We start from the raw sequence: 15,041 nt of genomic DNA, 5'->3' as shown, positions 1-15,041 counted from the left end.
CAAAATATAAAGCTTTGTTTTTGAAAAATAAAAAAGCTGCCTCGCAAGGGGGGAAGGTGCGAGGCAGCTAAGGGTAAGCGCTATGATTAAGCGGCGCTTAACGCTTTAATGTCTTCTTCTGCGTTACCGATGGCTGCTTGTTTAGCGTCTTCGCTAATCGCTACGCCTTCAGCACGAACTATGCTGACGTCAGTAATGCCAATAAAGTTAAGTACGCCAGTAAGGTAGCTTTCTTGGTGTTCTAAAGCAGCTGCTGCACCTTCAGAGTAAATACCGCCACGTGCAGAAGCGATAATCGCTTTCTTACCTTTTAGCAGACCTTCTGCACCATTTTCGGTGTAGCGGAAGGTTTTCCCTGCCTGAGCGATTCGGTCAATCCACGCTTTTAACTGTGAAGGAACCGTGAAGTTATACATAGGAGCACCAATAACGAGCACGTCTGCAGCAAAGATCTCTTCAAGCAGTGTTTCGCTCATCGCTAGTTCTTGTTTCTGAAGTTCAGTGCGCTCCGCTTCTTCAACACCACCCGCCATTAGAATGTTGGCGTCTAGGTGAGAGATAGGCTCTGCAACTACGTCTCGTGTAATAACTTCCGCATCAGAATTGGTACGGCTAAGTTGTGCTACAACCTTGTCAGTGAGTTGACGGCTAACTGACTGTTCAACAAATAGTCCTGAATCGATTTTTAGGATTTTCATATTAATCACCTCTTTATGAATTTGAAATTCCGATGGGTGTATTTTAATTTGTTCCATATATTTGACTAGATGGTGTTTTTGGAATTTACTGTTTCATAAATGGAACAATAGAGTGCCCTTTGTTATGCAGGACCTAACTAACTTTGCTTTGTTTGCACAGGTCGTTGAGGCCGGAAGTATTAGTGCAGCGGCACGCAGCCTGAATATGCCGAAGTCGACATTAAGCCGCCGTATTTCCCAACTTGAAGAGCATTTAGGTGTTCGCCTTATTCACCGTACAACGCGCAAGCTTGAGTTAACTGACATTGGCAGAGAGGTGCTTATCCACTGCAAATCTTTGTCAGACGCTGCCAATGCGGCTGAGCTTGTCACCCAAGTGGCGAAAGAAAAGCCGTCGGGTCGTATACGGGTGAGTTGTCCTTACGCAATTAGCCAGAGTTTGCTGGTGCAAGTATTACCTGAATTTATGGCGATGTACCCACAGGTTTCCATAGATTTAATTACCACGAATCAGCCGGTGAACTTAATTGAAGATCATATCGATATTGCGCTTCGTGTTCGGCCTACGATAGAAGACTCAGCACTTATTGCTCGTCGTATTATTGCTTCTCCGTCGTCGTTGTTTGCGCATCCAGAGTTTATTATGTCGATGGGAAGGCCCAGTCACCCCGCAGACTTGGTCACATGGCCGTGCTTATCCATGCATCAGTCTTCTGGTCGATATCAATGGCAACTTAGTCATAGCTCTGGAGAGAAATATGTAGTTCGTTACCAAGCAAGTTTAATTACCGACGATATGTGGATGCTCAAAGCCGCAGCGAGTGAAAAACTCGGTGTGGTATCTTTACCGAACTATTTATGCCAAGAAGAAGAGGCAAAAGGTGTTTTAAAGCGCGTGCTGCCTGAATGGCGACTTCCCACGGGTATTATGCATTTGGTTTACCCGTCTAGAAGGGGTATGTTACCCGCAGTGCGAAGTTTAATTGAGTTTTTAGTTGAGAAGCTACCCGACGCCGCAGGTGCCGTAGGTATTCACAGAACCTTGAGTTGAGTTTTATGAAAGAAATTATCGTAATTCATGAGAATAAAGAATGGTTAGAGCCTTTGTACGCGGAATTTGAAAAGCGAGGCTGCTCTTTTAGCGAATGGTTTATTCATGAAGGGGTAGTTGCACTCGATAGCGTTCCAAAAGACGCAGTTTATTACAATCGAATGAGTGCTTCTTCGCATACCCGAGGGCATCGTTTCTCACCAGAACTAACACGGGCAGCATTAACATGGCTTGAAGAGCACCCGGTGGAAGTGGTTAATGGTACAGAAGCTTTATACCTTGAAGTGTGTAAAATATCTCAATACGCCGCCTTGCGTGAAGCGGGTGTTAAAGTACCTCGTACTCGAGCTGTCAGCGGTAAGTCTCGCGTCATTACTGCCGCTGAAGACTTTCAGCAGTGGCCTCTTATTTTAAAGCCTAACCGTGGTGGTAAGGGCCTTGGCGTTTTGAAGTTTGATGATATTGAAGGGCTAAAAACCTACCTAAGCAGTGATGACTACGCTGAGCCTTTAGACGGTTTATGGTTACTGCAAGAATATATAAAACCCAAAGATAACCGTATAACGCGCTGTGAATTTGTGGGGCGGAATTTTGTTTATGCGGTGGACGTAGACACTTCGGAAGGATTCGAGTTATGTCCTGCTGATGTTTGTGCAATAGACGATCAAGCTTGCCCTGTGGGTGCTGGTTCGGATAGCACGAGCAATACACCGTCAAAATTCACGATTACCAACCGGTTCGACAACTATTTAATTCTCACCAAGCTACATGACTTTATGCACAACGCGCGCATAGACGTGGCGGGTATTGAAGTTATTGAAGACGAGCAGGGAGACCTGTACGTGTACGACGTAAATACCAATACCAATTACAACCAAGACGCAGAGCGTGCGGCAGGTATAGAGACTACAGGGATGGGAGCTCTGGCTGATTATCTGATCGGTCTGGCGAAGTCTGAGGGCTAGTTTCTCTCTGGTGTTGACGAATAAGCTGTTCGTAACGCTCAAAGTAGTCTGGAATATTGTTGTAATACATAGCTAACCTAGCCATAAATTGCTCGTCATTCCGAATGGCGGGCAATCCTCTATTCAGGTGTTGCACAGCGCGTTCACCCCATGCGTTTTTCGTGCAGCCGATGGCTCCTATGACCACTGAGTTTTGATTTTCTGCAATGGGAATAAAAGCCATATCTGACTCTGCGGTTTGCTTGTCGTATTCAACCAAGATCGGATAGTCGATAGTGTAGTGAACACGGTTTGCCCTGATCATGGCTAAAATGGCGGTAGGTGCGTTGTCTCCGGTGCGTACAATGCGATAACTATTTTGACTGGAGTGAGATTCTAAAATGGGCTGCAAGTCCCCAAATTTACGGCCATGAGGATAAGCTAAATAGTACTGCTCGCTCTCTAAAAGTGCGCTGAGCTCAATAGGGTTGCCAAACTGTTCAGTAAGTTCAGCCGCAAGTTCGTGCGTAGTAATTACACCGTGCGGCGGGTACCAATGCGTGGGTTCGGTAAAATATACGCGATCGTGTTGACCTGGATTGTAAATCATACAGGGAAAGCAAAGGTTTGCATTGCGTTCAAACTCTATACCTATGCGCGCTTGAGGCATAAAAACCGTACTAAATTCGGTATTTGGAAGTGCGCGTTCAAAGGCGTGTGTTAATTCGTCGCACATGCCCTGATTCACGAGCGGGCCTGACAAAACATGAAAAGGCGGGGCGCTATTAATCGCCCAAGTAATAGCGTCTATTTTTTGTGCGCTAGCTGGGTCTTCTTGAGCACTTACGGCGCAAGAAAGTAGGCCTGCGAAACAAATGATTACACTATAAATGTGTTGTCGTATGGTCATGTGTTCAATGTAATAATAAGGTTAGAAAAGCGCAAGTAGTTTGCAAGATCCAAAACATAATTGAGGATATAAAAAGAATAATATGAACGAAGCCCTACTGAACACGCAGTCGAGCGACTATCAAGCGGTTGCTCCAGCGTATAAAACCTATTTACGTATACATACCTCGATTACGCTTTTTATATTTATCGCTGTAGCGGTAGCCGTTAGAGTTTCCCCTATTCCGTTACCAAACTGGATTCCTCATGCGGTAATAGCTGCTCTGCTTGTATTGTGGCTCGTACTCATTATTTTCTGGGTGCCGCGCCGTTACGCCGTTACCCAGTATTATGTAGCAGATGATGAAACCGGATTTCGTGTTGGCGCGCTATGGCATAAGGAAGTGACTGTGACTTTTAATCGTCTACAGCACATAGAACTCGCTCGTGGCCCAATTGAGCGTTGGCTGGGTATTAGCCGGCTCATGCTTTATACCGCCGGTGGTCAGGGAGCAGACCTCAGCCTGCCGGGGTTACCTGAAGACGACGCCGAGAATTTAAAGCGCACCATTGTTGAGCGTGTTCGTGCAGAGCAGCTTTCTGATGATGTTATTTCAGAAGTTGGAGAGCAAGTAGATGAATAACGAATGGCACCGTTTGCCGGTAGTGTCACTTATTTTCTTCTTTCTTTCCGGCATTAAGAACACAGTGAAGCACGGGTACCAAATGTTACCGGGCTTAGTCAGTATTTGGGTTTTTGTGAAACCAGTAAGGGAGTATGTGCCTCTTATTTTATTAGTACTGCTAGCTTTGTTCTTGGTTATGGTAGTACTTACGTTCTTGCGGTTTACTTATCAGGTTTCAGACTCCCGAGTCTCGGTTCGTCGGGGCGTGTTTAATCGTAGCGAACTCAACTTAGAGTACGAGCGCATTCAACAAGCAGACATTCAATTTCCTTGGTATTTGCGGCCGTTCAATTTGCGGGTGGTTCGCTTAGAAAGTGCAGGTGCGAAAGGAAGTGAGGTTGAGCTAGTAGGATTAACGTTAGAGCAAGCCTTGTCTTTGCAGGCTCGGGTAAGCTCAACAGATAGCGAAACTGCGAATTCTGATCATGCAGAGAATTCAGGCAGCTCGTCAAACAAGTCTTCAGACTTTAGCTTGGCTTTAACCAACAGGGATGTTTGGCGTATTGGCTTAATGCAAAACCCTTTTATAGTTTTGGGTTTGTTGGTTGCATTCCTAAATTCCAACGACGCAATTCGCGACTGGATTGAAGGAAAAGCCGAAGCTTTCTTTGGGCAGTTTCCCGACCGTACAACCGCAATTCTTATTGCCATCGGTTTAACGGTCGCGGTCATCGTTGTGGTGATGCTGGGTTCAATTCTGTTCGCGGTGAACAAGTATTATGGCTATCGGTTATCGAGAGCTGGTCAGCGTTATCATTATGAAGCCGGATTATTGAGCACGTTAAATAGAGGTTTTAGCGCTCGAAAATTGCAAGGTGTAACTGCGCGCCAAGGCTGGGTGGCGAGAGCCTTAGGAAGGGTTAATATAGAGTTGGCGCAAGCCGGTGGTATCGGTCAAAAGAAAGAACGATTCACCATTCCCTCACTCACTTCGGAAAATAGAGCGCGCGTAGAAGCTGACCTGCGTTTACCACAAGTCACTGAGTGGAATAGGTTTCACCCAGTAGCGACCTTTAGTTTTCTATTTTTCATCTCGGGCCTGACTGCAATCTTTTGGCCATGGTGGAGTTCTATATTGGTTTTCATCGGGTTGTATGCCCTAAGTATTGGCTTTTGGCTTCGCAGAAGTTGGCATATTACTGAGCAATGGTTGGTGACCCGTAGAGGTCTTATTGGTACCACATTGCGCTATATGCCCCTTGCGAAAATGCAGTCTATTGTTTGGCGTCAAGGTCCACTACAAAGGCTATTTAACGTAGGAACTTTAACGATTAAAAGTGCTTCAATTACTTATCATCTCAGCGATATTCCTGAAGTTGAAGCAAAACGCATTGGAGCAACCTTTGTTACCCAGACCAGAACTTGTCAGTTACGTTGGATGTAAGGGTAGTCTGACTACCCTTTCCAGTATTGTTCGATGGTGACATTACCGGGTTTACGGCGAGTGTTTAGAGTTAACCCTCGCTGTTCTAATGTTTCTCGAGTGTCTTTAATCATGTGTGGATTACCACACAGCATTATTTGTGCGCTTTGGTCGAGCTGAACTTGAGTTTGCTGCTCTAATGCACCGCTTTCAATGAGCCCTGGAATTCTACCTTGCAGCGCCCCTGATATTGCTTCTCTGCTTACGACCGGTTGAAATACAAATTGCTCTGGATACTGTTGCTTCCAACCTGAGATTTTTTCGGCGTAGCATAAGTCTTGCTGTGTCCTTACCGCATGTACGAGCACTACTTTTTCAAAGTTTTGCCATGGTGCTTCAGAACTCAGCATACTGAGATAAGGTCCTAATCCAGTGCCAGTGCTCATCATCCATAGGCTTTTCGCTTGTGGTACGTCGTTTAAGGTGAAAAAGCCGCCGACGGGCTGGGCTACTATGAGCTGGGCGCCCACTTCAAGGGCTGCTAATTGAGGCGTAACTTCACCGTCGGGCACAACCGCAATGACGAATTCTAAGATATTTGAGTTGGGTGAGTTGACCAGTGAGTAAGCTCTGAATACAGGTCGTTCTTGTTCTGAGGTAACCGGTAATGCTATTCGAACGAATTGTCCCGGAGTGAAGTCGAGAGGCTCAACTTCTAACGACAAAGTAAGCAGGTGCGGATTCCAAAACTTTTTCTCAACTACGGTACCTTCAATCCAGCCCGGCATGTAAACTCAACCTTAATCATATTTAGTGGAAGTACATATTGTATGACGGATCGCGCGCAAGTTGAATGGCAAACATGGGAATGGAGAACCCGCGAAGGATTTACACTTCGAGGTCAGCACACCACGCCTCGAGGTTTGCCCATACTTCACTTTATTCATGGCAATAGTTATTGCGGACTGATTTACGCTCCGCTATGGCATGAATTACAACATCACTTTGATATTTTCCTACACGACGCGCAGGGACACGGTGATAGCGACCATGGTGAATATTTTGTGGGCTGGGAGCGAAGTGCAGAGCTTGCTGTTGAGGTTTGGAGAGCACACAAACCTCGTTTTCAGCAACAAGGTGAAATGCCCGAGGTGATTGGTATGGGGCATAGCTTTGGTGGCGTACTTACCACGGCTATTCAGGCTCAATACCCCGATATGTTCTCCCGTTTAATGTTGCTAGATCCTATTGTGATGCCACCGGCTATGGTGCTTTTCTTGAAAACGCTCTCTTGGCTGAAGGTTTACCACAAAAATCCTCATGCGAAGCGCGCAGGCAGACGTCGTGCCTCTTGGCCTTCTCAACAAGATGCACTACAAGCGTTAAACAATAGAGGTATGCATAAAGGCTGGACGCCTGAGGCCATGGAGGCTTTTGTACAACATGGGTTGGAGCAAATGGACAATGGCGAGTGGCATTTGAAATGCAAACCCAGCCGCGAAGCTGAAATTTTCAGTAGTTATTTCTTAAAAATATGGTCGTTAATTCCCCGAGTTAAGTCGCCGGTAGACATTTTCGTAGGTGAGGATACGTATCCATTTTTGTGGCGCTCCATGCGCAAATGGAAGAAGGTAAAGCCGCAAACGAGGATTGTTTCAGTGGAAGGAGGGCATTGCTTTATGCAGCAACACCCTCAATTTATCGCTCAGGAAATCGTTAAGACTTTGCAGGTGACAAGTTAAGCTCGGGAAGTGGCTCACTAATACAGTTTGCTAGTGTATAAATAAGCTTATACTCCACATCTGTTACTTCATTGTCAGCTTCGATACACGCTATCCACGCATTCACTAATCGCTCTTTGTTCTTAGCGCTCCACTTATCTATACGGGTAAGCGCTTCGTCTAAATGCGAGAAGTTCAGTGCGTTGGCAGGCGTAAGTGCTAATTCCGCACCAAAGCTTGCACAGGCTTGATTAAACGCATGTTGTGTTTCTTTCGCGTCACTGTGACCAAACTGCGCTAGAACACTCAGCGTAAGTGCTAAGTCGTCTTTTGCATTTTGTTTTACGCCGCCTACGTGCGGATTAGGCTTTAAGTCTGCTGATAAATAACGAACCACCATTTGGCTTAAACACCATTCATACAAGCTAACAGCACCACCGATTTCCGGAAGCTGTCGTGCATGTTTTAAAATGGTTTGCTTATCTTCTTTGCTTAAGCCTTTCAACGTTGGCATGGTGAGTTCGATAAGGGGCAACCGCTCAGTAGTGGAAACCGACCCGAGTTGCTCATAATCGTTTTGCATTTGCTCGATAACAGACGAACCAACGCGCTCAGCCGCTAAGTGCTCAACTTGGATTCTGCGTTTACTTGCATCGTCGCTTAGCAACAAGGCGTAAATGAACGACTGTGCATGAGAAGGTTTACGAGCTTCTTGGCGCAACGACTCGGGCAGCATGGCGAGCATACCTAACGTACGGTTTAAGTTGTCTTGTGCTGAATTACCTTGTGCCTGTTGTTTCGCAGATTCACTTGGCTCATTACCCTTCTGGGTGGGCGGGTTCGCTTCAAACTTACCGTCCCATTGCGGCAGAACGCGCTTTATACGCTGCTCCAATGGCGGGTGCGTTGCGAAAATAGACATGGCCTTACTGATGGCTTGCCCAAAAAACAAGTGCGAGGCTTCACTAGCGTTTTTGCTTTCAACACGGCTACCACTTTGTAAGGCTCCGATTTGTTGCAATGCACCGCCTATACCTTCGGGCTCACGCGTGAATTGCACGGCAGAAGCGTCGGCAAGGAATTCGCGTTGGCGGCTTACTGCGGCCTTAATAATATTGCCAAAAAGCACACCAATTGAACCAATAACCAATAGTGCTAAGCCGAGTAAGGGTAATGGGTTTTTGCCGTTGTCGCGGCGATTACCTGCGAACATACCCGTACGAAGCAGGAGATAGCCGGCGTGAGAGATAAATAGAATGCCGTTTAGAAGTGCCATAATGCGAATGTTCATTCGCATATCGCCGTTTAGAATGTGGGCAATCTCGTGTGCAACAACGCCTTGCAACTGCGAGCGCGTAAGATTTTCCACGCAGCCTCGGGTTAATCCTATAACTGCATCTTTCGGGCTATAGCCTGCGGCAAACGCGTTAATACCTTGTTCATGTTCCAGCAAATAAACCGGAGGTACTGGCATATTAGCGGCAAGGGCCATTTCTTCCACTACGTTGAGTACTTTACGTTCTAGTGGGTCAGTGCTGTCTGGGCTTAAACGACGACCGCCTAGCTTCTCAGCCACTATTTTTCCGCCGGGGCGTAAAATCATCCATTTGAATGCAACAGCTAGGCCAATGGCAGAAATAACGACACCACTACTGGCAAGTAAAATGTCCCAGTGCATTACAAAGCCTTGTGCTGCTTTGCTTTGTGTTTGGGCTGAAAGTCCACCAAATGCGATGGCAACAACTAAGCCTGTAAGGGTAGTTACAGCGATAACGGCAATGGTAAAAAGAATAACCAATAAGCGCGTATTTCTACGCGCTATGTCTTGGTGTTCAAAAAAGTTCATTTGAGACGACATTTGAACCTAACTCTATTGATTAAAATTTAACTTCAGGCGCTTTTTGAATTTCCGCGCTGTCTTCGAACTCCAATAGAGATGCGTCGGTACCGTGACCAACCATGCCCGCAATCACTACATTTGGGAAAGACTGACGGTAAGTATTGTAAGTCATCACTGAGTCGTTAAACGCTTGGCGTGAAAATGCAATTTTGTTCTCAGTGGTGGTAAGTTCTTCACTGAGCTGCATCATATTCTGGTTCGCTTTCAAGTCTGGATAAGCTTCCATAACTACGTTTAAGCGGCCCAGAGCACTTCCTAAAGCACCCTCTGCTCCCGCAAGGTTTGCCATACTGCCTGCATCGCCTGGTTGTTGCTTCGCGGCGTCTAATGCGGCACTTGCTTGATTTCGGGCTTGGGTAACCGCTTCTAGCGTTTCTCTTTCATGAGCTAAATAAGATTTTGCAGTTTCTACGAGGTTAGGAATCAAGTCGTAGCGGCGCTTCAGTTGCACTTCGATTTGCGCGAACGCATTTTGGAAGCGGTTTTTTAGTGTAACTAACTGGTTGTAAATGCGAATAACTACGAGAAGTAGTACCACAACAACCGCAATAATTATCCATCCTGTGAGACTCATACTTATTTCCTCTATAAATCAATAACGATACTTCGAATATATCCGATTCATGGGTGGACAGCCAGCAAAGAAATGTAACGAAATTGGCGTTTTTCGCTGAATTCTAGTACTTTATAGAGCACTTCAAATTGGGTCTGGAAGCGCATTATGTCGACAGTTAGTGGTAATTTGTTTGTAGTTGCAGCACCAAGTGGTGCCGGGAAGTCGAGCCTTATTAAAGCATTGTTGGCAAGACACCCTAAAGGCAGTATGCAAGTTTCCGTGAGTACCACTACAAGAAGCCCAAGACCCGGTGAAATAGATGGTGTGCACTATCACTTTGTAGACGAAAAGACTTTCCTTGAGCAAGTGGAGCAAGGCGAGTTTTATGAGTACGCCAAAGTATTTGACCATTACTACGGCACCTCTAAAACCGTAATAGAAGACGTTTTGAAGACGGGCGTAGATGTATTCTTAGACATCGATTGGCAAGGCGCACGACAAGTAAAGGCTGCCTATCCGGGAGTACATACGATTTTTATCCTGCCTCCGTCTTTGGAAGAATTAGAGCGCAGATTACAAGAGCGTGGCCAAGACAGTGCTGAAACCATCGCCAAACGTATGGCTAAAGCACAAACAGAAATGTCGCACTACGGTGAGTTTAGTTACATTTTGGTTAACCAAGATTTCGACGAGTCGGTACAAAATTTCGAGCATATAGTCCTGAGTCAACGCCTCAGACGTTCGAAGCAGCAAATAAGATATCGTGAAATTTTGCATGATCTCTTGGCTGAATAGCTCGTTTAAAGTACAATCACTCCCCCTTGTGGATAAGTTAGCAGTTTAGAGTTCGAGTAAAGCGGAGAAACAAATGGCACGTGTAACAGTTGAAGACGCAGTAGAAAAGATTGGCAACCGTTTTGATTTGATTTTGGTTGCTGCACGTCGTGCACGTCAAATCGCAAACTATGGCAAGCAGCCAATGGTAGAAACTTCGAACGAAAAGCCTACAGTAATTGCGCTTCGTGAAATTGAAGCAGGCTTGGTAGACGCAGCGCGTTTAGACGAAGAAGAGCAAGCGGCGCAGTACGCACAAGACGAAGCTGAAGTAGCGGCAATGACAGCGTTACAGCACAGCGAAAACGCTGGCGAGCAACAATAATAGCTTTGTAATTTCAGTTGCGGTGGCTTCGGCTGATATCGCAATTGGAAATAAGATTTTAGAAAACGAGCACCTGAGTGCTCGTTTTTTTATGCCTATCGTATTTCCCGATTGGAAATTCTGCGTGAAAGCCTTATTCTCTGTTTAATTGAAGAATTTTTGAGAGTTGTGTGTGTATTTATTTGAAGGCCTGAAAAACCAAATCAAAGCTTATTTACCCGCCGAGCAAGTAGCTAAGGTAGAGCAAGCATTTTTAGTTGCATTCGACGCGCATAAGCCTCAGAAACGTGCGAGTGGCGAGCCTTATATTACTCACCCGGTAGCCGTAACCTCTATGCTAGCCGACATGCGACTCGATCACGAAACCTTAATGGCGGCATTGCTTCATGACGTGATCGAAGACACAGAAAAAACCCATGAAGATTTGGCCGAAGAGTTCGGTGCTACAGTAGCCGAGCTGGTTGAGGGTGTGTCTAAGCTCGATAAATTACAGTTCAACAGCATTGAAGAAGCCCAAATTGAGAACTATCGCAAAATGATTATGGCGATGGTGCAAGATATTCGGGTGATTCTGATTAAGCTTGCGGACAGAACCCACAATATGCGCACGATAGAGCATTTGCGTCCTGATAAACGCCGCAGAATTGCAAGAGAAACGCTAGAAATTTATGCTCCGCTGGCGCACAGGCTGGGTATTCACGATATTAAAATCGAGCTAGAAACACTGGGTTTTAAAGGGCAGTATCCATGGCGCGCCCGCTTGCTTGAAAGTGAAGTGAAAAGAGCACGGGGCAACCGCAAAGAAGTGCTTGAACGCACCTTGAGTGAAATTGAGGTGCGTTTGAAAGAAGCGGGTATTCAAGCTCGGGTATTAGGTCGTGAAAAGCATTTGTACAGTATTTACCGGAAAATGCTGCACAAAGAACTCCGCTTCAAAGAAGTTATGGATATTTTCGCGTTTAGAATCGTGGTGGACTCTGTTGATACCTGCTACCGCGTGTTAGGTGCCGTTCATAATCTTTACAAACCGATAGAAACTCGCTTTAAAGATTACATCGCAATTCCGAAGTCGAACGGTTATCAGTCGTTACATACTTCGTTGAAAGGCCCTCATGGGGTTCCGGTAGAAATTCAAATTCGAACTGAAGAAATGGAGTTGATGGCTGACCGTGGTGTAGCGGCACATTGGCTCTATAAAGATGCGGAAGATAGCGGTACAACGGCACAAATTCGCGCCCAGAAGTGGATGCAAAGTTTATTAGAGTTACAGCAAAGTGCGGGTAACTCTTTTGAATTTATTGAGAATGTGAAGTCAGAATTATTCCCTGACGAAATTTATTTGTTTACACCAGACGGAAAAATCATTGAACTTCCACAGGGCGCTACTGCGGTAGACTTCGCCTATGCAGTCCACACTGACATTGGTAATACGTGTATCGGAGCTCGGGTAAATAACAAGCCTTATTCATTAAGTAAGCCATTAGAAACCGGACAAACTGTTGAAATTAGAACAGCTACTGGCTCACGTCCGAACATCGCTTGGTTGAACTTTGTGGTGACTGGCAAGGCACGTTTGAAAATTCGTCAATTCTTGAAAAATCAGCAGAGTAACGAGGCGCTTCTTCTTGGAGAGCGTTTACTTCGTGCTGCACTAGGTTCGTTTAGGTTCGACGACATAGAAGAAGCCGAATTCGTTCGAGTAGCGAAAGAAATGAAGCGGGAAAGCAAAGACGAATTACTCAAAGAAATTGGATTGGGTAATTTAATGAGTGTTGCCGTGGCACGTCGTCTAGTGGGCGATCACCAACGTCTACGCTCGGCGTCAGATAGCGAAGAGCGAGGCCATAGTTTAGCGGTGAAAGGCGCCGATGGATTGCTACTTAGCTTCGCTAAATGCTGCCGCCCCATACCTGGCGACGATATAATTGCTCATGTTAGCCCGGGTAAAGGATTAGTTATTCACCGCAGAGAATGTAAAAACGTTCGTGGACACGAAGATGAGCCGGGCCGCTATTTCCCAGTGCAGTGGGACAACAAGCCGGATAATCAGTTTATTTCTGAACTGCGCGTAGAAATTGTTAATCACCAAGGTGCATTGGCGCGGTTAACTCAGGTTATTTCTGAAACGGGTTGTAATATTCAAGGGTTAAAAACTGAAGAAGTCGACTCTACCATCTATTATATCGATGTAGGGTTAACGATTCGTGATCGTAAGCATTTAGCTGACGTAATGAGAAGAATCCGTAAGATGCAGCATGTGCAGCGCGTGGCTCGGTTACGGAAGTAAAAGAAGTAAGTAAAAGGATTCAAAATGGGTAAAGTTATTATTCAAACAGACCGAGCGCCAGAAGCTATCGGCACATATTCACAAGCGGTAAAAATTGGTACTACCGTTTACCTTTCAGGGCAAATTCCGTTGCTACCTGAAACGATGACCATGATTAGTGAAGATTTTCAGGACCAAGCAGAGCAAGTTTTTAAGAACTTGTCCGCGGTATGTGAAGCTGCTGGTGGCGAACTTCAAGATATGGTGAAAGTTCAAATTTACCTAACCGACTTAGGTCAGTTTGCGGTTGTTAATGAGGTGATGGCTAAATATTTTGAGCAGCCATACCCAGCGCGGGCTGCAATTGAAGTGAGCGCCTTACCTAAAGGCGCTCAAATCGAGATAGATGGCGTTATGGAGCTTCCTTCCACCAACTAAGCTGCTTCTGCTTGTGGGTCCTCGTCAACTTTGATGGGGCTCACAAGAAACATCGAAGACACAGCTACCACTGCAAGAATAAAGCAGTAGAAGGTATGAATACTTACCGACAGCGGTGAAATACCAAAACTAGCCCCCATCAATAGTGCTTGTGCACCATAAGGCAGGGCGCCTTGTACAACACATGCAAAGATATCGAGGTAGCTTGCTGCTTGGCGTGGCGCTAACTTACCTTCTTGGGCCAAGCGTTTGCTTACTTCACCAGAGATTAAGATAGTGACCGTATTATTCGCTACGGAAAAGTTAGTGGCAGCGGTGAGTCCTGCAATACCGAAGGATGCAGCACGTGACTTTTTCTTCGTGAGTTTCTGTGCGATGCGTTCTACATTTTGACTTAAAAATGCCAAGCCACCTTGTTGTCGAATAAGTGCAGAAAGCCCACCAATTAACAACGACAGCAAAAATATTTCCTGCATGCTGGTAAAGCCAGTATAAATGTCTTGGCTAAAGGCGACCCATTGGTAATTCACCGCAACCATGCCAAAAGCTGCTGCTAATAAAATACCGAGAGTTAGCACTACGAAAACATTTAGGCCGGTAACTGCTAATACAATAATGGCGAAATATGGAATAGCGAGCCATAGATTTGCATCAGGCGCTTCAATTGGTGCATTACCCGTATCAATAAACAATAGCCCGATAATGGTGAGTACAGCAGCGGGAACAGCAATACGAAGGTTCGTTCTAAATTTGTCCTTCATGGAACAACCCTGAGTGCGTGTAGCCGCGATCGTTGTATCAGAGATAAACGAAAGGTTGTCGCCGAACATGGAACCACTCACCAATACACCAGCCATTAACGCTGGTTCTATATTTGCTTCGTTACTCAAACCTAATGCCACCGGTGCTAATGCAGCCAGCGTTCCCATGGATGTACCCATAGCTGTAGAAACAACCGCCGCGATAAGGAAGATGCCCGGTAAAATAAAGCTTGGTGGGATAATGTTTAAACCTAGTGCAACCATGGCGTCTACACCACCTGTGGCGCTCGCTACAGTAGAGAACGCTCCGGCTAGTAGGTAGATCATGCACATGGTAACTATGTTGGGATGCCCAACACCTTCTACAAAGGTTTGAATCCGCTGGTTGAGCGCTTCTTTCGACATCCATACTGCAAGAATAATCGCCGGTAAAATAGCGACAGGACTAGCAAGTTGATAGAACGCCATATCGACGCCTTGGCTGTGAAAATAAATACCTGTTCCTAAGAACAAAGCGAGGAAAACAAATAAAGGAAGCAAGGCAATAGCACGAGCTGGTTGTGGTGACGTTCCTAGTTCTGACATACGAATACCTTTTATTTAGACGTCC

At 45.7% G+C, this 15,041-nt stretch carries 15 protein-coding genes; 9 read left to right on the top strand and 6 right to left on the bottom strand.

Annotated features, from left to right (window positions below; all coding sequences use genetic code 11):
- Nucleotides 1–86 precede the first annotated feature (86 nt).
- Nucleotides 87–698: an FMN-dependent NADH-azoreductase gene (locus DQX04_RS10090; protein ID WP_111915807.1), complete on the bottom strand. Its 612-nt coding sequence runs from the start codon at nucleotides 696–698 to the stop codon at nucleotides 87–89.
- A gap of 124 nt (nucleotides 699–822) precedes the next feature.
- Between DQX04_RS10090 and DQX04_RS10085 the strand changes: the two genes are divergently transcribed.
- Nucleotides 823–1,749 carry a LysR family transcriptional regulator gene (locus tag DQX04_RS10085; protein WP_111915992.1) on the top strand — a complete coding sequence of 309 codons (927 nt, stop codon included), beginning with the start codon at nucleotides 823–825 and terminating at the stop codon, nucleotides 1,747–1,749.
- Between the two features lie 5 nt (nucleotides 1,750–1,754).
- Nucleotides 1,755–2,714: a RimK family alpha-L-glutamate ligase gene (locus DQX04_RS10080; RefSeq protein WP_111915806.1), complete on the top strand. Its 960-nt coding sequence runs from the start codon at nucleotides 1,755–1,757 to the stop codon at nucleotides 2,712–2,714.
- Here DQX04_RS10080 and DQX04_RS10075 read toward each other — a convergent pair.
- Nucleotides 2,656–3,603 (bottom strand): ABC transporter substrate-binding protein, encoded by a 948-nt coding sequence (locus tag DQX04_RS10075; protein WP_111915805.1) that lies wholly within the window; start codon nucleotides 3,601–3,603, stop codon nucleotides 2,656–2,658. The two genes, DQX04_RS10080 and DQX04_RS10075, sit on opposite strands and share 59 nt — an antisense overlap.
- Nucleotides 3,604–3,685: 82 nt before the next feature.
- On the opposite strand from DQX04_RS10075, the gene DQX04_RS10070 reads away from it, so the two are divergent.
- Together DQX04_RS10070 and DQX04_RS10065 are read left to right on the top strand one after the other, a co-directional pair.
- On the top strand, nucleotides 3,686–4,225 hold the full coding sequence (locus DQX04_RS10070) for a PH domain-containing protein (protein WP_111915804.1): 540 nt from the start codon (nucleotides 3,686–3,688) through the stop codon (nucleotides 4,223–4,225).
- Nucleotides 4,218–5,651 carry a PH domain-containing protein gene (locus DQX04_RS10065; protein ID WP_111915803.1) on the top strand — a complete coding sequence of 478 codons (1,434 nt, stop codon included), beginning with the start codon at nucleotides 4,218–4,220 and terminating at the stop codon, nucleotides 5,649–5,651. Before DQX04_RS10070 ends, DQX04_RS10065 begins: the two co-directional genes overlap by 8 nt.
- 11 nt (nucleotides 5,652–5,662) lie before the next feature.
- Here the strand turns inward: DQX04_RS10065 and DQX04_RS10060 are convergent, their stop codons facing one another.
- On the bottom strand, nucleotides 5,663–6,418 hold the full coding sequence (locus DQX04_RS10060) for a ferredoxin--NADP reductase (RefSeq protein WP_111915802.1): 756 nt from the start codon (nucleotides 6,416–6,418) through the stop codon (nucleotides 5,663–5,665).
- 42 nt (nucleotides 6,419–6,460) lie between these two features.
- Here DQX04_RS10060 and DQX04_RS10055 point away from each other — a divergent pair, with 42 nt between their 5' ends.
- On the top strand, nucleotides 6,461–7,372 hold the full coding sequence (locus tag DQX04_RS10055) for an alpha/beta fold hydrolase (protein WP_111915801.1): 912 nt from the start codon (nucleotides 6,461–6,463) through the stop codon (nucleotides 7,370–7,372).
- Here DQX04_RS10055 and DQX04_RS10050 read toward each other — a convergent pair.
- Nucleotides 7,347–9,209 (bottom strand): M48 family metallopeptidase, encoded by a 1,863-nt coding sequence (locus DQX04_RS10050; protein WP_111915800.1) that lies wholly within the window; start codon nucleotides 9,207–9,209, stop codon nucleotides 7,347–7,349. The genes DQX04_RS10055 and DQX04_RS10050 overlap by 26 nt on opposite strands.
- Before the next feature lie 19 nt (nucleotides 9,210–9,228).
- A complete protein-coding gene (locus DQX04_RS10045) occupies nucleotides 9,229–9,825 on the bottom strand; it encodes a LemA family protein (protein ID WP_111915799.1) in 597 nt (198 codons plus the stop codon).
- 147 nt (nucleotides 9,826–9,972) lie between these two features.
- Here DQX04_RS10045 and gmk point away from each other — a divergent pair, with 147 nt between their 5' ends.
- The 4 genes from gmk (at nucleotide 9,973) to DQX04_RS10025 (ending at nucleotide 13,670) form a co-directional block, all read left to right on the top strand.
- Nucleotides 9,973–10,602: a guanylate kinase gene (gmk, locus tag DQX04_RS10040; protein ID WP_111915798.1), complete on the top strand. Its 630-nt coding sequence runs from the start codon at nucleotides 9,973–9,975 to the stop codon at nucleotides 10,600–10,602.
- 73 nt (nucleotides 10,603–10,675) lie between these two features.
- On the top strand, nucleotides 10,676–10,966 hold the full coding sequence (rpoZ, locus tag DQX04_RS10035; RefSeq protein ID WP_111915797.1) for a DNA-directed RNA polymerase subunit omega: 291 nt from the start codon (nucleotides 10,676–10,678) through the stop codon (nucleotides 10,964–10,966).
- Nucleotides 10,967–11,138: 172 nt separating this feature from the next.
- Nucleotides 11,139–13,253, top strand: a complete 2,115-nt coding sequence (spoT, locus tag DQX04_RS10030; RefSeq protein ID WP_111915796.1) for a bifunctional GTP diphosphokinase/guanosine-3',5'-bis pyrophosphate 3'-pyrophosphohydrolase — start codon at nucleotides 11,139–11,141, stop codon at nucleotides 13,251–13,253.
- 24 nt (nucleotides 13,254–13,277) lie between these two features.
- Nucleotides 13,278–13,670 (top strand): RidA family protein, encoded by a 393-nt coding sequence (locus DQX04_RS10025; protein WP_111915795.1) that lies wholly within the window; start codon nucleotides 13,278–13,280, stop codon nucleotides 13,668–13,670.
- Here the strand turns inward: DQX04_RS10025 and DQX04_RS10020 are convergent.
- Nucleotides 13,667–15,016, bottom strand: a complete 1,350-nt coding sequence (locus DQX04_RS10020) for a Na+/H+ antiporter NhaC family protein (protein ID WP_111915794.1) — start codon at nucleotides 15,014–15,016, stop codon at nucleotides 13,667–13,669. The genes DQX04_RS10025 and DQX04_RS10020 overlap by 4 nt on opposite strands.
- Nucleotides 15,017–15,041: the final 25 nt, after the last annotated feature.

The sequence above is a fragment of the Aliidiomarina sp. B3213 genome (genome assembly GCF_003290085.1).
Taxonomy (GTDB): Bacteria; Pseudomonadota; Gammaproteobacteria; order Enterobacterales; family Alteromonadaceae; genus Aliidiomarina.
This window is presented reverse-complemented; position numbering and strand designations above follow the sequence as displayed.